20 protein-coding genes are annotated in these 19,258 nt (G+C 64.6%); 6 read left to right on the top strand and 14 right to left on the bottom strand.

Features of this window, described 5'->3' with window-relative positions; translation table 11 throughout:
* Positions 1–254 precede the first annotated feature (254 nt).
* The 3 genes from AB7F49_RS21725 (at position 255) to AB7F49_RS21715 (ending at position 3,607) form a co-directional block, all read left to right on the top strand.
* Positions 255–1,385, top strand: coding sequence for a type III PLP-dependent enzyme (locus tag AB7F49_RS21725; protein ID WP_428526186.1), 1,131 nt, complete (start codon positions 255–257; stop codon positions 1,383–1,385).
* Positions 1,386–1,511: 126 nt separating this feature from the next.
* Positions 1,512–2,087: a GNAT family N-acetyltransferase gene (locus tag AB7F49_RS21720; protein WP_428526237.1), complete on the top strand. Its 576-nt coding sequence runs from the start codon at positions 1,512–1,514 to the stop codon at positions 2,085–2,087.
* An 89-nt stretch (positions 2,088–2,176) separates the two neighbouring features.
* Positions 2,177–3,607 carry a homospermidine synthase gene (locus tag AB7F49_RS21715; protein WP_428526184.1) on the top strand — a complete coding sequence of 477 codons (1,431 nt, stop codon included), beginning with the start codon at positions 2,177–2,179 and terminating at the stop codon, positions 3,605–3,607.
* Between the two features lie 111 nt (positions 3,608–3,718).
* On the opposite strand, the gene AB7F49_RS21710 is transcribed toward AB7F49_RS21715, so the two are convergent.
* The 7 genes from AB7F49_RS21710 to AB7F49_RS21680 all read right to left on the bottom strand — a co-directional run bounded on the left by AB7F49_RS21710 (position 3,719) and on the right by AB7F49_RS21680 (position 9,718).
* Positions 3,719–4,429 (bottom strand): histidine phosphatase family protein, encoded by a 711-nt coding sequence (locus AB7F49_RS21710; RefSeq protein ID WP_428526182.1) that lies wholly within the window; start codon positions 4,427–4,429, stop codon positions 3,719–3,721.
* A gap of 42 nt (positions 4,430–4,471) precedes the next feature.
* Positions 4,472–5,488: a WD40 repeat domain-containing protein gene (locus AB7F49_RS21705; protein WP_428526180.1), complete on the bottom strand. Its 1,017-nt coding sequence runs from the start codon at positions 5,486–5,488 to the stop codon at positions 4,472–4,474.
* Positions 5,489–5,647: 159 nt separating this feature from the next.
* Positions 5,648–6,718 carry a CobW family GTP-binding protein gene (locus AB7F49_RS21700; RefSeq protein ID WP_428526178.1) on the bottom strand — a complete coding sequence of 357 codons (1,071 nt, stop codon included), beginning with the start codon at positions 6,716–6,718 and terminating at the stop codon, positions 5,648–5,650.
* A 148-nt stretch (positions 6,719–6,866) separates the two neighbouring features.
* Positions 6,867–7,796 carry a metal ABC transporter solute-binding protein, Zn/Mn family gene (locus tag AB7F49_RS21695; protein ID WP_428526176.1) on the bottom strand — a complete coding sequence of 310 codons (930 nt, stop codon included), beginning with the start codon at positions 7,794–7,796 and terminating at the stop codon, positions 6,867–6,869.
* Between the two features lie 18 nt (positions 7,797–7,814).
* On the bottom strand, positions 7,815–8,684 hold the full coding sequence (locus AB7F49_RS21690; protein WP_428526174.1) for a metal ABC transporter permease: 870 nt from the start codon (positions 8,682–8,684) through the stop codon (positions 7,815–7,817).
* Positions 8,685–8,810: 126 nt separating this feature from the next.
* Complete coding sequence (gene aztA, locus AB7F49_RS21685; RefSeq protein ID WP_428526172.1) at positions 8,811–9,560, bottom strand: zinc ABC transporter ATP-binding protein AztA; 750 nt, start codon at positions 9,558–9,560, stop codon at positions 8,811–8,813.
* A complete protein-coding gene (locus AB7F49_RS21680) occupies positions 9,560–9,718 on the bottom strand; it encodes a hypothetical protein (RefSeq protein ID WP_428526170.1) in 159 nt (52 codons plus the stop codon). The genes aztA and AB7F49_RS21680 overlap by 1 nt, the downstream gene beginning before the upstream one ends.
* Before the next feature lie 165 nt (positions 9,719–9,883).
* Here AB7F49_RS21680 and AB7F49_RS21675 point away from each other — a divergent pair, with 165 nt between their 5' ends.
* Positions 9,884–10,810: a sugar kinase gene (locus AB7F49_RS21675; RefSeq protein WP_428526168.1), complete on the top strand. Its 927-nt coding sequence runs from the start codon at positions 9,884–9,886 to the stop codon at positions 10,808–10,810.
* A gap of 13 nt (positions 10,811–10,823) precedes the next feature.
* On the opposite strand, the gene AB7F49_RS21670 is transcribed toward AB7F49_RS21675, so the two are convergent.
* The 6 genes from AB7F49_RS21670 to crcB all read right to left on the bottom strand — a co-directional run bounded on the left by AB7F49_RS21670 (position 10,824) and on the right by crcB (position 15,505).
* Positions 10,824–11,342: a hypothetical protein gene (locus tag AB7F49_RS21670; RefSeq protein ID WP_428526166.1), complete on the bottom strand. Its 519-nt coding sequence runs from the start codon at positions 11,340–11,342 to the stop codon at positions 10,824–10,826.
* The gene (locus tag AB7F49_RS21665) at positions 11,318–11,881 is read right to left on the bottom strand and encodes a permease (protein WP_428526164.1); all 564 of its coding nucleotides are present in this window, start codon (positions 11,879–11,881) and stop codon (positions 11,318–11,320) included. Before AB7F49_RS21665 ends, AB7F49_RS21670 begins: the two co-directional genes overlap by 25 nt.
* A complete protein-coding gene (gene eda, locus AB7F49_RS21660) occupies positions 11,881–12,516 on the bottom strand; it encodes a bifunctional 4-hydroxy-2-oxoglutarate aldolase/2-dehydro-3-deoxy-phosphogluconate aldolase (RefSeq protein WP_428526162.1) in 636 nt (211 codons plus the stop codon). Before eda ends, AB7F49_RS21665 begins: the two co-directional genes overlap by 1 nt.
* 100 nt (positions 12,517–12,616) lie before the next feature.
* Positions 12,617–14,215, bottom strand: a complete 1,599-nt coding sequence (locus AB7F49_RS21655) for a regulator (RefSeq protein WP_428526160.1) — start codon at positions 14,213–14,215, stop codon at positions 12,617–12,619.
* Positions 14,212–14,934: a cysteine hydrolase family protein gene (locus tag AB7F49_RS21650; protein ID WP_428526159.1), complete on the bottom strand. Its 723-nt coding sequence runs from the start codon at positions 14,932–14,934 to the stop codon at positions 14,212–14,214. Before AB7F49_RS21650 ends, AB7F49_RS21655 begins: the two co-directional genes overlap by 4 nt.
* A gap of 196 nt (positions 14,935–15,130) precedes the next feature.
* On the bottom strand, positions 15,131–15,505 hold the full coding sequence (gene crcB, locus AB7F49_RS21645; RefSeq protein ID WP_428526235.1) for a fluoride efflux transporter CrcB: 375 nt from the start codon (positions 15,503–15,505) through the stop codon (positions 15,131–15,133).
* A gap of 112 nt (positions 15,506–15,617) precedes the next feature.
* On the opposite strand from crcB, the gene bioF reads away from it, so the two are divergent.
* Positions 15,618–16,769 (top strand): 8-amino-7-oxononanoate synthase, encoded by a 1,152-nt coding sequence (gene bioF / locus AB7F49_RS21640; protein WP_428526157.1) that lies wholly within the window; start codon positions 15,618–15,620, stop codon positions 16,767–16,769.
* A 161-nt stretch (positions 16,770–16,930) separates the two neighbouring features.
* The gene (bioD, locus tag AB7F49_RS21635; protein ID WP_428526155.1) at positions 16,931–17,614 is read left to right on the top strand and encodes a dethiobiotin synthase; all 684 of its coding nucleotides are present in this window, start codon (positions 16,931–16,933) and stop codon (positions 17,612–17,614) included.
* 148 nt (positions 17,615–17,762) lie between these two features.
* On the opposite strand, the gene AB7F49_RS21630 is transcribed toward bioD, so the two are convergent.
* Positions 17,763–19,037, bottom strand: a complete 1,275-nt coding sequence (locus tag AB7F49_RS21630; protein ID WP_428526233.1) for an adenosylmethionine--8-amino-7-oxononanoate transaminase — start codon at positions 19,035–19,037, stop codon at positions 17,763–17,765.
* Between the last annotated feature and the right edge of the window lie 221 nt (positions 19,038–19,258).

The raw sequence follows: 19,258 nt of genomic DNA, 5'->3' as shown, positions 1-19,258 counted from the left end.
AAAGCAACGACGGAGCGGGCTTTTTTGGCTATCGCCGGCTGTCCATAAGCCGGTCAGGTTACCGAGAAGGCTTGTCCATCATTGCCAGGTGTGCGGCGGGGTCTCCCCACCAATCCACGGCAGCACTGTCCGGTGTCGAACACCGCTCGTCGTGACCTCCATCGCACGGCAGCGTGGGTTCGCCATCAGACGCATACAGAGGGTGCTTTGCCAGGGCCTCTGGCATCGCCCCGCAGCGCTGTTTGGGGAAGACCATGACCGACCGCATCCGCGAATTCCTGCGCAACCGCCGTGACGACGGACCCGTGCTGGTCGTCGATCTCGACGTCGTTCGCGAGAATTACAACAACTTTGCCAGGGCGCTGCCGGACAGCCGCGTGTTCTATGCCGTGAAGGCGAACCCGGCGCCGGAAGTGCTGTCGCTTCTGGCCTCGATGGGCTCCTGCTTCGACACCGCCTCGGTCGCCGAGATCGAAATGGCGCTCGCTGCCGGCGCAACGCCCGACCGCATCTCCTATGGCAACACCATCAAGAAGGAGCGTGATATTGCGCGCGCCTTCGCGCTAGGCATTCGCCTGTTCGCGGTCGACTGCAAGGCCGAGGTCGAGAAGGTCGCGCGCGTGGCGCCGGAGTCGAAGGTGTTCTGCCGCATCCTGTGCGACGGCGCGGGCGCCGAATGGCCGCTTTCGCGCAAGTTCGGCTGCGAGCCCTCGATGGCCGCGGACGTGCTCGAGCACGCGCACCGGCAGGGCCTGAACGCCTACGGCATCTCCTTCCATGTCGGTTCGCAGCAGCGCAACCAGCATGCCTGGGACCGTGCCCTGGCGCAGGCGGCGGCGGTGTTCCGCGAGTGCGGCGAGCGCGGGATCAACCTGTCGATGGTCAATCTCGGCGGCGGCTTCCCGACCAAGTACCTGAAGAACGTGCCGACGGTTCGCACCTACGGCTCAGCGATCTTCCGTGCGCTGCGCAAGCATTTCGGCAACCGCATCCCGGAAACCATCATCGAGCCGGGCCGCGGCATGGTCGGCAATGCCGGTGTGATCGAGACCGAAGTCGTTCTCGTCTCGAAGAAGAGCGAGGAGGACGAGGTGCGCTGGGTCTATCTCGACATCGGCAAATTCGGCGGTCTCGCCGAGACGATGGACGAGGCGATTCGCTACCCGATCCGCACCCCGCGCGACGGTAGCGACCTGTCCCCGTGCATCCTCGCGGGCCCGACCTGCGATTCGGCGGACGTGCTGTACGAGAAGCAGCCCTACCCACTGCCGGTCTCGCTGGAGATCGGCGATAAGCTGCTGATCGAGGGCACCGGCGCCTACACGTCGACCTACTCGTCGGTGGCCTTCAACGGCTTCCCGCCGCTGAAGACGATCCACATCTGATCGCTCCGCGATCGGGCCACATCCGACCACGACGCTGGAAGCCGGCGATAAACCGGCTTCCTTTCCTCTCAACAATCAGGACTGAAGCGGTTCCGCGGCGCGCGGGGCCTTGGAAGGAGTTTGGCCATGATCGCCATTCGCCAGGAGCGGAAAACCGATGCGGCGGCGCGCGAGCTTTTGCTCGACCGCGCCTACGGCCCGGCCCGTTTCACCAAGTGCTCCGCGCGCCTGCGGGAGGACCGCCTGCCGGCCCATGGCCTGTCCTTTGTCGCGACCGAAGGCCGCGCCGTTGTCGGCACCGTGCGCCTGTGGGACGTGTCCGCCGGCCTTGGCCGCTCGGCGCTGCTCCTCGGCCCGCTCGCGGTTTCCCCCGAACACCGGAGCAAGGGCGTTGGCGGCAAGCTGATGAAGCAGGCGATCGCCACAGCGCGCATGCGCGGGCACGGCGCGATTCTGCTGGTGGGTGATGCACCCTATTACAGCCGGTTCGGCTTCTCCGCGGAGAAGACCGGCCTGCTGTCGATGCCCGGTCCCTTTCAGAAGGACCGGTTGCTTGCGCTCGAACTCCATGCCGGCGCGCTCGATGGGGCCCGCGGCATGATCGGCGCCACCGGCCGCCTCGCACCGAAGTCCGATCTCGGCGCTCTGGTCGCGGCGGCGTCCAACGGGGCTGTCAAAAGCCCGACACCGCGCGCAGCTTAGGTTTGCGCGCAGCCTCCTGGGCGGGTATCGCAGAGGCCGCGATACCCGCCCATTTCATTTTTCCCGACTGAAGACTGGAGTGACGCGAAATGACCGACTGGCCCGTATACGGCAAGATCGACGGCCCCACTGTGATCATCGGCTTCGGCTCGATCGGGCGCGGGACGCTGCCGCTGATCGAACGGCATTTCGAGTATGACAAGTCTCGCATGGTGATCATCGATCCCGATCCGCTCAACAAGTGGATCGCGGACGAGCGCGGCATCCCGTTCATCCAGAAGCACGTGACGCGTGAGAATTACAAGGAATTGCTGACGCCGCTGCTGACCAAAGGCGGCGGCCAGGGCTTCTGCGTCAATCTTTCGGTCGATACCTCTTCGGTCGACATCATGGAGCTGTGCCGGTCGCTCGGCACGCTCTATATCGACACCGTCAACGAGCCGTGGCTCGGCTTCTATTTCGACAAGACGAAAGGCCCGGCCGAGCGCTCGAACTATGCGCTGCGCGAGCTGACGCTCGCCGCGAAGCGGAAGAATCCGGGCGGCCCGACGGCGGTGTCCACCTGCGGCGCCAATCCCGGCATGGTGTCGTTCTTCGTCAAGCAGGCGGCGCTCAATCTCGCGCGCGACCTCAATCTCAACGTACCCGATCCGACGACGCGCGAGGAATGGGCGAACCTGCTGCGCCAGACCGGGGTCAAGGGCATCCACATCGCCGAACGCGACACCCAGCGCACCAAGTCGCCGAAACCGCGCGATGTGTTCCTCAACACCTGGTCGGTGGAGGGGTTCGTGTCCGAGGGCCTGCAGCCGGCCGAACTCGGCTGGGGCACGCACGAGAAGTGGATGCCCGATTTCGCGCGGCGCTATGCCGACCCGAATGCGCCGGCCATCTATCTGATGCGGCCGGGCGCCGATACGCGCGTGCGCACCTGGTGCCCGACGCCCGGGCCGCAATACGGCTTCCTCGTCACCCACAACGAGTCGATCTCGATCGCCGACTATTTCACCGTGATGGAAGACGGCAAGGCCGTGTACCGCCCGACCTGCCACTACGCCTATCATCCCGCCGACGCCGCGGTGCTGTCGTGGCACGAGCTGTTCGGCCGCGGCGGCACGCTGCAGGACGAGTGGCACGTGCTCGACGAAGACGAACTGACCGACGGCATCGACGAACTCGGCGTGCTGCTCTACGGCCACGCCAAGAACGCGTACTGGTACGGTTCGCAACTCTCTCTCGAGGAGACCCGCGAACTTGCGCCCTATCAGAACGCGACCGGCCTGCAGGTGACGTCGGCGATCCTCGCCGGCATGGTCTGGGCGCTCGAAAATCCGAATGAAGGCATCGTCGAGGCCGACGAGATGGACTACAAGCGCTGCCTCGAAATCCAGTTGCCGTATCTCGGCCCGGTGAAAGGCTATTACACCGACTGGACACCGCTCGAAGGCCGCCCTGGGCTCTTCCCGGAGGACATCGACGAGAGCGATCCCTGGCAGTTCAGGAATGTGCTGGTGCGGTGATCTTTGCTCACCGGTTTACGGTGCACTTGATTGTTGTCGTCCCCGCGAAAGCGAGGACCCATAACCACCACTCTGGAATATGGGTACCCGCTTTCGCGGGGACGACTTTCCTTACGGCAAGCACTTGTTCCCGAGCGGCAGCTTGGCGCGCTTGCCCCAGTCGTTCGACGGCACCTTGTCGAACGGCGCCGCGAAATCTTGCCTGACCATGCGGAAACTCACGGGTACCCGCGACCCAGTCGTCCCGTACTCCACGACCCAGAAATAGTCGTAAGTCCGGCCGGGCCAGGTTTCGGGCACGTCGGCCAGCTTGTCGAGATTGAGAAGCTGGCGCAACGTCACCTTCTGGTCGGGAAACTTGCGCTCGAGCCTGCGGTCGGCGATGTGGTGATGCTCCCATACCATCACGACCGTCTTCCCATCATAGCGCGGATCGTCCATCAGCGCGCCGACCGCCTGCTGGGTCCGCAGGTTGAGCTGCGGGGTGAGGTCGATCCGCGGCAGCGGCACCGCGGAGAACGTCGTGACCGGCATTTCCCAGGTCGCGGCTGCGGGTGAGGCCAGTTCCAGCGTGTGCAGCGTGATGGCGAAGAAGGCGGCGGGCCGCTCCCCGGTCGCAAACAGCGACTGCTTCGCGCCCTGCCCGAGATATTGCGCGGCGAGCGCGAGGGAGCGGTCGATGCCGATCCTGCAAAGCGCGAAGTTATTCTCCTTCTCGCCATGGCGCAGGATGATCACCGTCTTCGGCAGGGCCAGTGCCGGCACGGCAAGGCCGCACAGGATTGCGAAGGCGAACAGAAAAGCCCGAACATTCCGGATCATCGCGTGCGCCTCCGACATTTGCATCGGGACAAGTCTAACGGGTCAGGACAAGTCTACCACACCCGCGACACGGTCCTCACAGGCAAACGCGAGTTGCCGGCCGTCGCCGCTCCAGGCCAGCGCGGTGACCGGGGTATCGAGATCGGACGCATGCGCCAGCACCTCGGCGCCGTCATCGAGGCGCACCAGCAGCAACAAACCGTCCTCGTAGCCGGCCGCCACGACCGGCTGTTTTGGATGGCAGGCAACCATCGCAAGCCGCCTGGCATGAGGCGCAAGCATCGTCGGCTGCTTGCCCATCGGCCCGTCCTTTCCGGAGAACGGCCACAGGATGAGCTGGTCGGACCCGCTGGTGGCGAGGAAGGCTCCATCTGCGGTCCAGTTCATCGAGCGCACGCGTGCCGCATAGCCCGACATCCGCATGTGCTTGCCGTCGACGAGCCGCCAGCCGTGCAGCATCGGCTCCTGCATGGTGGTGACGAGGAAGCGGCCATCCGGGCTAGCGGTAACACCCAGATGCGAACCCTTCCATTCGAGCACTTCGGGCTTGGCCTGCGCATTCGGAAACCAGAGCGAAGCGCCGTTGTAATGCGCGATGGCGAGGCGGAAGCCTTTTGGAAGGAATGCAAGGCCGCCGGCGGTCGAATTCAGCTCGAGCGACTTGATCTCGCCTTTGGCGCCCGAGACGCTGACAACCTTTCCGGCCGACCATGCGGTTGCACCGTCCGGTCCGAGCGCAACGTGATCGATCCACTTCCGCTTCGGATCGGCGAACAAAATGCGCGTTGCGCCTGTGCCGTCGATCTCCGTCACCTTGCCTTCGTCGTCGCCGGTGACAAGGCGCATGCCATCGCTGGCGGAAGCAAGAATGCCACCATCGGACAGCGCGATACGGTCGGTCTTGCCGTCACGGCCGGCAATCAGCGCAGCCTCTTCCGCCAGTACGAAGGCAGCCCTGTCGCCAAGGAAATGTACGGCGATGACAGCACCGCCGATGGCAACCGGCTGGGTGCGGTCTGCGACGGAGGGTGTGTTGGTGGGGGAGCGGGTGTCGGTCATTCATAAGTCCCGGTCGTCCCGGAAGCCTGAGCGGAGCGAAGGCTGTCCGGGACCCATAGCCACCAAAGCTTCAATCAGGAAAGTCCGGATCAAACAACCCGCATCAGAGTTATGGATCCCGGCTCTCGTATACGCTCGGTCGGGACGACAGCGTGGGGACTAAGCCACGCAATCCGCAAAGCCCTTGCGGATCTTTTCCTCCGGCAGATGCCGGCCGATAAAGACCAGCCGGCTCTCGCGCTTCTCGTCGTCCTTCCACGGCCGCTGATGATCGCCGTCGAGGATCATGTGTACGCCCTGGAACACGAAGCGGTCGGGATCGTCCTTGAATGCGAGAATGCCCTTGGAGCGCAGGATCGCCGGGCCATCCTCCGCGACCAGCTTCTGGATCCACGGAAAGAACTTGTCCGGATTGAGCGGCTTTTCGGTCGCAAGCGAAATCGATTGCATCTCCTCGTCATGATAATGCTTCACGCCGCGGTGGTGGTGATGGTCGTGAGCATGGTCGTGATGATGGTCATGATCATGGTGATGATGATCGTGCCCATGGTCGTGGTCATGACCGTGATCATGCGCATGAGCGTCGCCATGCAGGAATTCCGGCTCGATATCGAGGATACGATCGAGGTCGAAGGCCTTGCGGTCGAGCACTTCGTCGAGCGCGATCTGCGACCGCGTGGTGCGGTGCAGCTTCGCATACGGGTTGATGCCGCGGATGCGGGCCTCGACCTCCTGCAAATCGGCCTCCTCCACGAGGTCGGTCTTGTTGAGGAGGATCACATCGGCGAAGGCAATCTGGTTCTTGGCTTCGGGCGCATCCTTGAGGCGATCCTTCAGCCACATGGCGTCGGCGACCGTCACCACCGCGTCGAGGCGCGCCTTCTTGCCGACCTCCTCGTCGACGAAAAACGTCTGCGCCACCGGCGCCGGATCGGCGAGCCCCGTGGTTTCCACGATGATAGCGTCGAACTTGCCCTTCCGACGCATCAGGCCCTCGATGATGCGGATCAGGTCGCCGCGCACGGTGCAGCAGATGCAGCCGTTGTTCATCTCGAACACTTCCTCGTCGGCATTGACGATCAGGTCGTTGTCGATCCCGATCTCGCCGAACTCGTTGACGATCACGGCGTATTTCTTGCCGTGCGGCTCCGAGAGGATGCGGTTGAGCAACGTGGTCTTGCCGGCGCCGAGATAGCCAGTCAGCACCGTGACGGGGGTCTTGTCGGACATGAACTCGCTCGGTCTGCTCCCCTCCCCCTTGTGGGGAGGGGTCGGGGGTGGGGGTCTTAGCGGGCGCGTGCTTGTCACGCCACCCCCACCCCGGCTGCTTCGCAGCCGACCCACCCCACAAGGGGGAGGGTAAGGGTCGGTGAAGCTGTCAGCGCTGCAGCGCCGCGCAGAGCGTCCCTAAATTGGGCCGGAGGTGGTCGATGGAAGTGGGGGGCGGCCCATTTTCGGCGGTCAGGGCATCCGAATAGAGCGTTCCGCCCACCCTGGCGCCGGTCTCGCTGGCGATCCGCGTCAGCAGCCGCGCATCGCTGATATTCTCCATGAACACGGCCGGAATTTTCTGCTTTCTGACCTGCGTGATGATGCGTGCCACATCGCGGGCCGAGGCTTCCGAATCGGTCGACACCCCCTGCGGGGCAATGAAATCGACCCCATAGGCGTCCTTGAAATATCCGAAGGCGTCATGGGTGGTGATGATCTTTCTGCGCTCCGGCGGGATATTGGAAACGGCTTGCTTGACCTCGCTCTCCAGTGCGTCGAGCTTGGCGAGATAGGCGGCGGCATTGGCCTCATAGGCCGCCTTGCCTGCCGGGTCCGCCTTGATCAGCCCATCGCGGATGTTGGCAACATAGATTTTGACGTTGGCCACCGACTGCCAGGCATGCGGGTCGCCGTCGGCATGGCCATGCGCGTGACCGTGCGAATGCTTGCCGGCGAGCTTGCGGGGCTTGACGCCCTTGGCCGCGACGATATTTGGCGCCTTGGTGTTGGACGACTTGATCAGCCGCGCAAGCCAGCCCTCGAAGCCGAGACCGTTGGTGACGATGACTTTCGCGTCGGCGAGGGTCTTCGCATCCGCAGGAGACGGCGAATAGACATGCGCATCGCCGTTCGGCCCGACCAGACTTTTCACCGCCACGCGGTCGCCGCCGACATTGCCGACGATGTCGCCTAGGATCGAGAAAGTCGCGACAACGGGCAGTGTGGCTTGCTGCTCTTGCGCCTGCACAAGCGGTATCGGCGCGGTCGGGAACATGACTGCAGCAGCCGCAGCAATCAGAAAGCGTCTCGTCAGCATGATGGACCTCCGGAAATGTCAGGCTTCGAGGTGCCGCCCGGGAAACAGCTGGCGGACCAGCCCGCCAACGCTGCCGAACAGAAGCGAGATGGCGTACAGGATGCCGGCGACCAGAATCACCGCCGGACCCGCGGGCGCCGCGGTATGGAACGACAACAGGAGGCCGGCATAGCCGGACAACATCCCCGCCAGCACCGCGATCACGATCATCGCGGTAATATCGCGCGCCCAGAATCGTCCGATCGCGGCGGGCACCATCATGATGCCGACCGCCAGCAGCGTGCCGAGTGCATGAAAGCCGGACACGAGGTTGATCACCAGCAGCGCGAGGAAGATCAGATGTGCCGGACCGCCGGCCTTGCTCACCGAGCGCAGGTAAAGCGGATCGACGCATTCCAGCACCAGCGGCCGGTAGATGATCGCAAGCCCAAGCAGCGTCACCGTGGCATTGATGGCGATCAGGATCAGCGTCGGATCGTCAAGCGCCAGCACCGAGCCGAACAGGAAATGCAGGAGATCGATATTGGTGCCGCGCACCGAAATGATGGTGACGCCGACCGCAAGCGAAATCAGGAAGAACACCGCAAGCGAAGCGTCCTCCTTCAATTCGGTCGAGCGCGCCACCAAACCTGCAAGAAGTGCGACGGTAAAACCCGCGATCAACCCGCCTGCGGTCATCGCAAAGATGTTGAGACCGGAAATCAGGAACCCGATCGCCGCGCCCGGCAGCACCGCATGCGCCATAGCATCGCCGACGAGCGACATCCGGCGCAGCATCAGGAACACCCCGATCGGACCGGCACCGAGCGCCAGCGCCATCACGCCCACCAGCGCGCGCTGCATGAAATCGAACTCGGCAAACGGGGCGATGAGGGTGGCGTAGAGCATCAGGAATCTAGTCCGCTCGTCCCCGCGAAGAGGGAGACCTATAACCGCCACTCTGAAATATGGGCCCCCGCCTGCGCGGGGGCGACCGGTACTTGCAGACTTTCACGGGGACGACAGAAGATTGATTCACGCCGCGCATGCTGCAGCCTCCTCGTCGAACGCCTCGCACATATGCCGTGCCTTCTGCATGTTGTCGGCCGTCAGCACGGACGCGGTATCACCCCACGCCACGGTCTCGCGCGCGAGCAGCAGTGTCTGCGGAAAGGTGGTGCGCACGAGTTCGAGATCATGCAAGGCAGCGAGGATGGTGCGGCCTTCGCCGTGCCAGCGCTGCACCAGCGCCACCAGATCGGCGGAGGTCTTCGCATCGATAGCGTTGAACGGCTCGTCGAGAACCACGAGTTTGGCATTCTGCAGGAGCAGCCGGGCGAACAGCATGCGCTGCATCTGGCCTCCAGAAAGCGTGCCGATGGCGCGCCGCTCAAATCCGGTCAGGCCGACGGCGGCGATGGCGTCATGAATCTTCGCACGGTCCGCCTTCGAAAAGCCGCCCCAGATGCCGGTCGTGCGCCACAGGCCCATCGCGACCAGGTCGTAGACGCGGATCGGAAACGTCCGGTCAATTTCGGCCGCCTGCGGCAGATAGGCAACGTCCTGCGCCGACAGGCCGTTCAGATCGACCCGACCGGCCAGCGGCTTCAGCGCACCGACGATTCCCTTGAACAGCGTCGACTTTCCGGCGCCGTTCGGACCGACTACCGCGAGCAGCGCTCCGGACGGAACCTCGCCGCTGAGGTGATGCACCGCCGGGTGCCGGTCATAGCCCAGCGTCAGGTCGCGGAACCGCAATTGCGGCGTCGGGACATGGACGGTCATCAGCGCATCGCCCAGATCACCGCAGCCCAGACCATTGCGGTCAGAACGGCGGCGAAGACCAGTCGCTCGACCACCGACAGCCGCAGGATCGACGGCCCGATCGGGGCGGGCGGATGCGCATGGCCATGCGGGTGATGGTGATGATGGTGCTCGGTCATCTGTTATCAGAGTCCAGCAGTTGTTATAGTATAACATTTCGAGATGCCAAGGGGCCAGACCACCGCCCGCGCGGTTTCACCGGCGCAGTCTCTCCGTCGGTCTGATTGCAAGGCATGGCGGGCCGGTTCATGGTGCCCCGGCACCCAACGCGACCAAGAGGCCCCATGAACGATCAGACCAAGCGCATTGTCTCGATCGGCGAAGTCATGATCGAGATGGCGCGCGGGCCGGACGGGCGGTTCAGCCAGGCCTGCGGCGGCGACACCTTCAACACGGCGGTCTATCTGGCGCGCCGTGGCCTGCCGGTCGCCTATGCCAGCGCACTCGGCGACGATATCTATTCGGACCGCATCGTGGCGCTTGCCGCCGCCGAAGGCATTGCCACCGACCTTATTCTGCGGGTGCCGGGCCGGCTTCCCGGCCTCTACCTGATCGAGACCGACAACAAGGGCGAGCGGACCTTCCATTACTGGCGCGAAACCGCCCCGGCGCGCGAATTGTTCGAATTGCCGAACTGGGCCGTGATAGCCGAGAGCATTGTCGGCGCGCGGGTCGTGTATTTTTCCGGCATTACGCTGTCGATCTATTCCAACCAGGGGCTCGGCCGCTTCCTCGCGCTGCTTGAACTGGCGCGCAAGGCCGGCGCCAAGGTGGTGTTCGACGGCAATTACCGCCCGCGCGCCTGGAAGGGCGACGTGCAGCGCACCCGCACGGTGTTCATGGAGGCGCTCAAGCGGGTCGACATCGCGCTGCCGACCTACGACGACGAGGCGCTGCTCTGGGGCGATCCCTCGCCCGATGCGACCATCGAGCGGCTGCAGGCCTTCGGCATCGCCGAAATCGCGATCAAGAACGGGCCGAATTCCGCGCTGGTCGCCGCCGGCGGACACAAGGAATTCGTGCCGGTGCCGGACGTGGTGGTCCCGGTCGACACCACCGCGGCAGGCGACAGCTTCAACGCGGGTTACATGGCGGCGCGGCTCGCCGACGAGAATCCGGGCGATGCCGCGATCGCGGGCCACAGGCTGGCATCCGAGGTGATCCGCCATCGCGGCGCGATCATGCCGCGTACCGCCAGCGCGGTGCATTGATCGACGATGATTTTCAAGGCCTCCCGATCAGCATCGCCAGCCACGCCGCAATGAATGGAAGCGGCAGGCTCGCGACCACCCGCAGCCATACGATGCGCGACGGCATGATCGGCAATTCATAGCTGAGGAGGCGCGGAAAGGCGTACAGCGCCCAGGCGGTGGAATAGGCGATCACCTGCGGCGCGCCCGCCCCGCCTTTCAGCGCGGCCGCGGCAACCGCGAAGCCGACCACCGGACCGCCGGGCGTCATGGCCCCTGCAATCGTGGCGATGGCGATACCAAGCAAGCCGGAAGACGAACCAAGCCAGTAAACCACGCTCTCCTGCGGAAGCGCCGCGGCGATGAAGCCGGAGCCGAGGACGCCGATCGCCATTCGCGGCACCAGCCGCAGGAATTCGCCGCCGCCGCTGCGCAGACTCTCGCGCAGTAATGCCTTGCTGCGCCCCGCGACACCGAGCGCCAGCGCAGTCACGATGATCCAGAGCGCCGCGATGACGATCAGTTCGATCACGTCTTCGCCTTCGCGCGCCAATGCCGCTCGATCGCCCGCGCGATCAGACCGGCGAGAACCGCAAGCGGCAATGCCGCGAGCCATCGCCAGGCCACGAAATCAAATCCGAGAAACGGCAATTCCCAGACCAGAGAGCGGCTCAGCCCGATGGTGGTCCAGCTTGTGATCAGCGTCACAACGGCGGCGGCGTCCGCTCCCATGCCAATGAAGGCCGCAGCGATCGGATAGATGGTGAAAGGCCCGCCCGGCACGATGATGCCCGCGGCGGCCGAAATCAGGATTCCTCTGAACCCTGAGTCCTTGCCGACCCAGCGAACGATCGTATCGCGCGGAAGCAGGACTGTGATCAGTGCAGCAATCAGGCAGCCCGCCAGCACATTCGGCAGCATCCAGGCGAACAGATCGGCGTCGGACCAGACCACATCGAAAAACCGCGCCGACCCGTCACGCCAATAGACGAAACCCGCCGCGCTCACGACGATCGCGATCAGCAAGGCCGTCGGCCAGTCGAGGGCGCGGCGCTTGCGGCGCAGAGGTGGCGGCGGCGGCGAGGCCTGCATCAGCCGCGCAGACCCGACGCCTCGCGCGCGAGCGTCCTGATCCGCGCGAAATCGTTTGCGGCGAGCGCGTCTTTCGGCACCACCCAGGAGCCGCCGACCGCGATGACATTGGGCAGCGTGAGATAGTCGCGCGCATTGCGCATGTCGATGCCGCCGGTCGGACAGAACCGGATATGAGGCAGCGGTGCTGCGACCGCCTTCAGCCAGGCTGCGCCGCCCGAGGCTTCCGCCGGAAAGAACTTCAGGACTTCGAAGCCGAGATCGGACAGGACCATCGCCTCGCTCACGGTCGCGCAGCCGGGAAGCACCGGGATTTCGATCTCGGTGAAGGTCTCGGCGAGCACCGAATCGGTCCCGGGGCTCACCAGGAATTTCGCTCCGGCGTCGATTGCAAAGGCGGCATCGACATGCCGGACCACCGTGCCCGCGCCGACAATGCAATCCGGCACCTCGACGGCGATGGCGGCGATGGCAGCCAGCGCTGCTCTCGTCCGGAGCGTGACCTCGATCACGGGCAGCCCCCCGTCGCACAGGGCACGCGCCAGCGGCACGGCGATCTCGAAATCGTCGATGGTGAGCACCGGGATCACCGGTACCCGGCTGAGGAGGCTTAAGGACTCGGTCGCGTCGGGCATGGCGCCAGACATGCCCGCGAAGTGCGTCCGGTTCAAGTCATGACGCGAAAGCCGCGCCATGACATGGCGGCTTGCCCCCCGGCTTGACCCGCCAGGCCGGCTATTCGGCGGGCGCTGCCGCAGGCTTCGGCGCCGGAGCCGGCACCGTCATCCCGATGCTCTGGCGGCTCAGGCCGTACAGGAAGGCCGCCACCATCGCGTAGGCCAGGGCCACCGATGGCGTGACCGCAAAGCCGACAGCCTCCCCATGCATGAAGCCGAAGAAGGTGAGCACGGCGCCGGCGAGGGCGAAGGCGGACGCCTTGACGAATTCCCGGTCGACGATGAACACCCCGATCGCGCCAAGGATCAGACCGGACAGGATGGCGCCGCCGCCCATGACTTCGAGGCCGTGATAGATCACGCCCTGCATCGCCATCTTGTCGAAGCCAACCGCCGCGGCCGTGGTACCGGCGGCACCCAGCGCGCCATCGATCAGGGTCTTGGCCCAGGCGGCGAGATGCGGGGTGAGCGCCAGCGCGATCGCCGGCGCATGATGCGTCGGCGTGGTCTGGAACGCCTGCGCGCCGATCAGCATGCCGATGTAGAGCAGGATCGGCGAGATCGCGACCAGCGGGATCAGCGCCAGCATCAGTGCGACAATCCCGAACCAGGACAGGACGATCACCATCAGCCCGGTCGCGGCCGAATAGCCGATGCGTCCGCCCATCGCCTTCCAGCCCGGATGGCCGATATAGACCGCGTTGATGAACGGGTTCCCCATCAGGCACCCGATCAGGCTGACCACACCGTCGGCGGTCAGCACCTGCGTGGTCGGGAAGTGATCGCCGGCGGCTTCCGCGCTCTCCACGTTGTCCATGGCCTCGACCAGATCGTAGATGCCGAACGGAATCGCGGTCACGAGGATGATGCCGAGGAACTCGAAGCCGGAGAACACATGGCCGAAGGCCGGGATCGGCACCGAGAAGCCGAAATGGGCGAAGGCGCCGGTCACTTTTTCCAGGCTCATGCCGCCGATGCTAAAGCCGAACAGCGTCGAACCCCAGGCGATCAGCATGCCGGCGGCAATCGCGATCAGGCCGGCCGGAATGCCTTTCGGATATTTCACGCCGCCGAACCAGCTCACCAGAATGATGGCGAAGCAGATCAGTCCGATCTGCGGGGTCAGGAACATTTCCAGCGCCGGCCGCATCGAGATGAAGGTGATCGATACACCCGCCAGCGTACCGAGCAGCGCGGCGCGCGGGGTGATCTTGCGGATATACGGCGCGATGAAGCCGCCAATCATCAGGATGAAGCTCTGGAAGAATACCCAGACGAGGCCCGCTTCCCAGCCCTTGATCGGATCGTTGGTCTTCAGCGAGATCGGCAGCATGATCACGAAGGTGACCACGAACATGTGCGGCACGCTGATGCCCGAGGGCAGCGCGCAGACATCGGAACGGCCGGTCTTGAGCGCCAGCTTGTAGGCGAGCCACGCGTAATACATCGTGGACAGGAACATCATCAGGCCCATCGCGGGCAGGATGCGCCCGAACACGATCGAGTCGGGCATCTTCAGCACGAACCGAAGCAACCCGGTCAGCACCAGCATGTTGACCAGAATGTTGGTGCCGAAGCCGAAGAATGCGTTCCAGTCGCCGGGCGTCCACAAGGCCGGACGGAATTTTTCAGCGCTGGTATCGGAAACACCGGTCATCGCACTCCCCCTTCGATGATGCCAAACGGCATTTTCGGTGCGCGCGCGGCATGCGCCGCGATCGCGGCAATGGCTTTCTGTGAATCCGAGACCCAGCCGAATATCCCGCCCTGCGCCTTGATCATGGCGAGACCGGCGGCGTGGAAGTCCGGGAAATAGGAGGCGCAGCCATCCGACAAAGCGATGCAGCGGAAGCCGCGGTCATTGGCTTCACGGATCGTGGTGTTGACGCAGACCTCGGTGGTGACGCCACACACCAGCAGCGTCTCGATGCCGCGGTTCTTCAGCATCAGTTCGAGATCGGTCTGGTAGAAGGCGCCCTTCCCCGGCTTGTCGATGATGGGCTCGCCTGCGAGCGGATAAAGCTCGGGAATGATGTCGTGGCCGGGCTCGCCGCGAACCAGGATGCGGCCCATCGGGCCCGGCGCGCCGATGCGGGTCTTGGGATCGCCGCGATCGACCTTCAGCGGCGGCGCGTCGGCGAGATCCGGCCGGTGCCCTTCGCGCGTGTGAATGACCAGCATCCCGGTTTCGCGGGCGGCATTCAGGACGTTGCGGATCGGTTCGACTGCCGCCTTGAGCAGCGAGACGTCATTGCCGAGCGCGGCGCCGAAGCCGCCCGGCTCCAGGAAGTCGCGTTGCATGTCGATAATGACAAGTGCAGACCGGCTGACGTCGATCTGAAGCGGATAAGGTTCGGCCTCGATCCTGACTGGCACAGCATCCCCCGATCCCGGCGGGAGGAGCTACGCAAGTTCGGGGCCAATTCCGGGTTATTGTATGCAAAAGATTTGGGACGGCGGCAGCAGGCTATCTCTTTGATTCATTTTGGGAACGCTACCGGCTTTCGGTCAAACGGCGCCGTCGGCTCGAATCTCACTGCCGAAAACCGCAGCAATTCTGCTCCGGCTTTCATCACATCAGCGAACGGACGATCCAGAGCCCGGCGAACAAACCGGCGATCGACAACGCCACCGAACCGGCCACATAGGCCGCCGCAAGACCCACGTCGCCGCGCTCGTAAAGCAGCGCCGTGTCGAGTGAAAACGCCGAGAAGGTCGTGTAGCCACCCAGGATCCCGGTCGTGAAAAACAGCCGCAGATGCTGTGGCGCGTCGCCCTTGAAAGCGAACCAGCCGGCCACCAGCCCCATAATCAGCGAGCCGGTAATGTTGATGAGAAAGGTGGACCAGGGAAACCCGCTGCCCAGCAGCCGCGGGGTCGCGAGATTGATCGCGTGACGGAGCATCGCGCCGAGTCCGCCTCCCAGAAACACCAATACGTAGCCCATCTTCGGCCAGACCTTCCGCAGGGATCGGGAGTCTTCTGCCTGCCCGTCCGGCCCGGTTATCGCCGACTTTGCGGTTGCGTCCAACCGGGGGCCCGGCCATGGTCCGGCCGCCATGCGGTCCCTCGATCAATTCGCCCGCGACAAGCTCGCCGAGCGCGAGCGTGACAACCTGCGCCGCGGCATCGTCGAGACCGAGTTGGCGGACGGGCTATATGTGGTGCGCAACGGCCGCAGGCTGCTGTCCTTCTGCAGCAACGACTACCTCAATCTGAGCCAGCATCCGGCGGTGAAACGCGCCGCGGCGGCGGCGGCGGAGCAGTACGGCGCAGGTGCGGGCGCCTCGCGGCTCGTGACCGGCAGCCATCCGCTTTATACGGAGCTGGAGGCCCGGCTCGCTCGGATGAAGGGCGCGGATGGGGCCTGCATCTTCGGTTCCGGCTATCTCGCCAATGCCGGGATCCTGCCGGCGCTGGCCGGCCGCGATGACCTGATCCTGATCGACGAACTCGCGCATAGCTCGATGCATTCCGGCGCGCGATTGAGTGGTGCTGCAATCCTGCAATTCCGGCACAACGACGTCGCGCATCTGCGCTCCCTGCTCGAAAGCGAAAGGATGCGGTTCAAGCATGCGCTGATCGTGACCGAGGGCGTATTTTCCATGGACGGCGATCTGGCCCCCCTGCCCGAACTTTCGGAAACCGCACACCGCTACGACGCCTGGCTGATGAGCGACGATGCGCACGGCATCGGCGTTCTGGGTGGCGGCCGCGGCTCGGCTTTCGCCACCAATCCTCCCGCCACAATCCCGCTGCAGATGGGCACGCTCTCGAAAGCGATCGGCAGCTATGGCGGCTATCTCTGTGCCTCCCGCGAGGTGATCGACCTGATGCACAACCGCGCGCGCACGCTGATCTATTCCACCGGTCTGCCGCCGGCGGCGCTCGGTGCGGCGATTGCCGCGCTGGATATCATCGAAGGCAATCCCGATTACGCCGCCCTTCCGGTGAAGAAGGCGCGCATCTTCACCCGCGCGGCCAATCTGCCGGCGGCCGATAGCGCGATCGTGCCGGTGAGGATCGGCGAGGCCGAGGCCGCCTTGCGGGCCCAGACCTTGCTCGAACAGGAAGGATTCCTGGTGGTCGCGATCCGGCCACCCACCGTACCGGACGGCACCGCGCGCCTGCGCGTGACATTCAATGCCGCGCAGCCCGACGAGGCGATCGAGCGGCTGGCAAGCCTGATCCGCCACCGAATCCTGAGCTGAGCGGCCTATTTGACGTTCCGGCCAGTATTTGGCTGCAAGTCCGTGCTAGGAACGTCAATCCAGACCGCCCCAGAGCGATACAGTAGCGGGTGTCCTTTCGGTTCGACGCTTGCAAGCGGGCACGCTGGGACAGATACACGCCTTCAACCGGGACACCAGCCATGCCATCGATTTTCATCACCGCGAGCGGAACCGATGTCGGCAAGACATTCGTCGCGGCGGGCCTGATCCGCTATCTGCGTAAGCAGGGCGAACCCATCGACGCGGTGAAGCCGATCATCAGCGGATTCGACCCGGCACGGGCCGGCGAAAGCGACAGCGGCGTGCTGCTGCGCGCGCTCGGGCTGCCGCTCACCGAGGAAGAAATCGAGGACATTTCGCCCTGGCGGTTCGCAGCACCGTTTTCTCCCGACATGGCCGCGCGCCACGAAGGCAAGGAGGTCGACTTCGATCAACTGGTCTCGTTCTGCGAGACCGCGATCAAGGAAGCGGACGGATCGGTTCTGGTCGAAGGCGTCGGCGGGGTCATGGTGCCGCTGGATCAGGACAGTACCGTTCTCGACTGGATTACCGAACTCGAGCTTCCGGTCCTGCTTGTTGCCGGCAGCTATCTCGGCAGCATCAGCCACACCCTGACCGCGGCCGAGGTGCTGGACCAGGAGGAATGCGACCTGCGCGCGATCGTGGTCAGCGAGAGCGAGGGCAGCCACGTACCGTTCTACGAGACGGTGGCGACGATCGCGCGCTTCCTGCCCGCGATCGAGGTGATTGCGCTGCCGCGGCTCGCCGCAGGCGAGGAGCATCCCGCCTTCGAACAGATCGCAAAGAGCTGCGGGCTGGTTTAGGCACTTGCGTGTCCCGGGCGCAGCGCAGCGTGTAACGGTGCGCTGCAGAACCGGGACCCATGCATAACGAGGTCGAACTCTGGGTCCCGGATCAGCGGCGCACCATTCCGCTTCGCTTTATGCTGCGCCGCGTCCGGGACACGAGAGCTCAAGGCGTCGCCCCCTCCCGCAGCACCTCGCCGATGACCCGCGCGAGAAACGCGACATCCTCCTCATCGATGGTCAGCGCGGGTGCCAGATAGATCACGTTGCCGATCGGCCGGATGAAGGCGCCCCTTGCGACAAAGGCGCTGCGGAGCGCGTTCAGATCGCCAATACGCTCAAGCTCGACCACGCCGATGGCGCCGCGCGTGCGTACATCGGTCACGCCCGGCAGATCGCGGCACGGCGAAAGACCAGCGGACAGCCACTGCTCGATCCGCGCGACCTGGCGCAGCCGTTCGCCATCCTCGAACAGGTCGAGCGACGCATTCGCCGCGGCGCAGGCCAGCGCATTCGCCATATAGGTCGGGCCGTGCATCAATGCTGCCATCGGAACATCCGACCAGAAGCTGTCGAAAATCTTCCGGCGCGCCACGGTGGCTGCGAGCGGCAGCGTGCCGGCGGTCAGCGCCTTCGACAGCGTGACGATGTCGGGCACGATTCCGGCGGCCTCGCATGCGAACATCGTGCCGGTGCGGCCGAATCCGGTGAAGATTTCATCGAAAATCAGCAGCACGCCGAAACGATCGGCAAGTTCCCGCAAACGCCGCAACACCGACGGCTCGTGAAAGCGCATGCCGCCGGCCCCCTGCACCAGCGGCTCGACCACGATCGCCGCGAGTGAATCGGGGTTTTTTTCGAGGAGTACCGCAAGTGCGGCTTCCGTCTCCTCGTCCTCCGGCAGAACCGCGAGGACATGCCGGTGCAGCAGGCCTGCAAATTTCTGATGGATGCCGGTCTCGAAATCGGAGATCGCCATGGTGCCAAGGGTGTCACCGTGATAGCCGCCGCGGAAGCAGACGAAGGTATCGCGCTTCTTTTCCCCGAGGTTGAGCCAATATTGCATCGCCATCTTCATGGCGACTTCGACCGAGACCGAACCGGAATCGGTGAAGAACACACGGTCGAGATCTCCCGGCAGGATTTCCGACAGCCTGCGCGCCAGCGTCATCGGCTGCTCATGAACGAGGCCACCGAACATCACATGCGGCATGACTTCGAGCTGACGCTTCACCGCCTGCGCAACGTGCGGGTGATTGTAGCCGTGGCATGCGGTCCACCACGAGGCGATGCCATCCACGAGTTCGCGGCCGTCGGCGAGATGGATGCGCGTACCCTGCGTGCGCAAGACCGGCAGCGGCGCCGGCGCAGTCTTCATCTGCGCATAGGGCAGCCAGATGTGGTCGAGGCCGGAGCGGTACCAGTCACGCTGATCGAGCATCATTGGTCCTATTTTGCGTTCAGCGAGTTATTGCCACGAATACGGTCGTACCCTCCCCCTTGGGGGGAGGGTCGCCTGCCGAACAAAGTGAGGCTGGCGGGGTGGGGACTTTCACACGCGAAAGAGGTTTCCCCATCATAAGACCCCACCCCGATCTCCTTCGCTTCGCTCAGTCGATCGACCCTCCCCACGAGGGGGAGGGTAAGAGCGGACGCAGTCAA

It is taken from the genome of Pseudorhodoplanes sp. (genome assembly GCF_050250235.1).
Taxonomy (GTDB): Bacteria; Pseudomonadota; Alphaproteobacteria; order Rhizobiales; family Xanthobacteraceae; genus Pseudorhodoplanes.
Note: the sequence above shows the minus strand (reverse complement) of the source record. Positions and strands in the feature narration are given on the sequence as shown.

Excerpts from the sequence above, each read along its gene's own strand:
- AB7F49_RS21680 (WP_428526170.1), bottom strand. The coding sequence starts at position 9,718 with ATGACCGAGCACCATCATCACCATCACCCGCATGGCCATGCGCATCCG.
- AB7F49_RS21710 (WP_428526182.1), bottom strand. The coding sequence starts at position 4,429 with ATGATCCGGAATGTTCGGGCTTTTCTGTTCGCCTTCGCAATCCTGTGC.
- AB7F49_RS21675 (WP_428526168.1), top strand. The coding sequence starts at position 9,884 with ATGAACGATCAGACCAAGCGCATTGTCTCGATCGGCGAAGTCATGATC.
- AB7F49_RS21705 (WP_428526180.1), bottom strand. The coding sequence starts at position 5,488 with ATGACCGACACCCGCTCCCCCACCAACACACCCTCCGTCGCAGACCGC.
- AB7F49_RS21655 (WP_428526160.1), bottom strand. The coding sequence starts at position 14,215 with ATGACCGGTGTTTCCGATACCAGCGCTGAAAAATTCCGTCCGGCCTTG.
- eda (WP_428526162.1), bottom strand. The coding sequence starts at position 12,516 with ATGCCCGACGCGACCGAGTCCTTAAGCCTCCTCAGCCGGGTACCGGTG.
- AB7F49_RS21690 (WP_428526174.1), bottom strand. The coding sequence starts at position 8,684 with ATGCTCTACGCCACCCTCATCGCCCCGTTTGCCGAGTTCGATTTCATG.
- aztA (WP_428526172.1), bottom strand. The coding sequence starts at position 9,560 with ATGACCGTCCATGTCCCGACGCCGCAATTGCGGTTCCGCGACCTGACG.
- AB7F49_RS21630 (WP_428526233.1), bottom strand. The coding sequence starts at position 19,037 with ATGCTCGATCAGCGTGACTGGTACCGCTCCGGCCTCGACCACATCTGG.
- bioD (WP_428526155.1), top strand. The coding sequence starts at position 16,931 with ATGCCATCGATTTTCATCACCGCGAGCGGAACCGATGTCGGCAAGACA.
- AB7F49_RS21695 (WP_428526176.1), bottom strand. The coding sequence starts at position 7,796 with ATGCTGACGAGACGCTTTCTGATTGCTGCGGCTGCTGCAGTCATGTTC.
- AB7F49_RS21700 (WP_428526178.1), bottom strand. The coding sequence starts at position 6,718 with ATGTCCGACAAGACCCCCGTCACGGTGCTGACTGGCTATCTCGGCGCC.
- bioF (WP_428526157.1), top strand. The coding sequence starts at position 15,618 with ATGCGGTCCCTCGATCAATTCGCCCGCGACAAGCTCGCCGAGCGCGAG.
- AB7F49_RS21665 (WP_428526164.1), bottom strand. The coding sequence starts at position 11,881 with ATGCAGGCCTCGCCGCCGCCGCCACCTCTGCGCCGCAAGCGCCGCGCC.
- crcB (WP_428526235.1), bottom strand. The coding sequence starts at position 15,505 with ATGGGCTACGTATTGGTGTTTCTGGGAGGCGGACTCGGCGCGATGCTC.
- AB7F49_RS21725 (WP_428526186.1), top strand. The coding sequence starts at position 255 with ATGACCGACCGCATCCGCGAATTCCTGCGCAACCGCCGTGACGACGGA.
- AB7F49_RS21720 (WP_428526237.1), top strand. The coding sequence starts at position 1,512 with ATGATCGCCATTCGCCAGGAGCGGAAAACCGATGCGGCGGCGCGCGAG.
- AB7F49_RS21715 (WP_428526184.1), top strand. The coding sequence starts at position 2,177 with ATGACCGACTGGCCCGTATACGGCAAGATCGACGGCCCCACTGTGATC.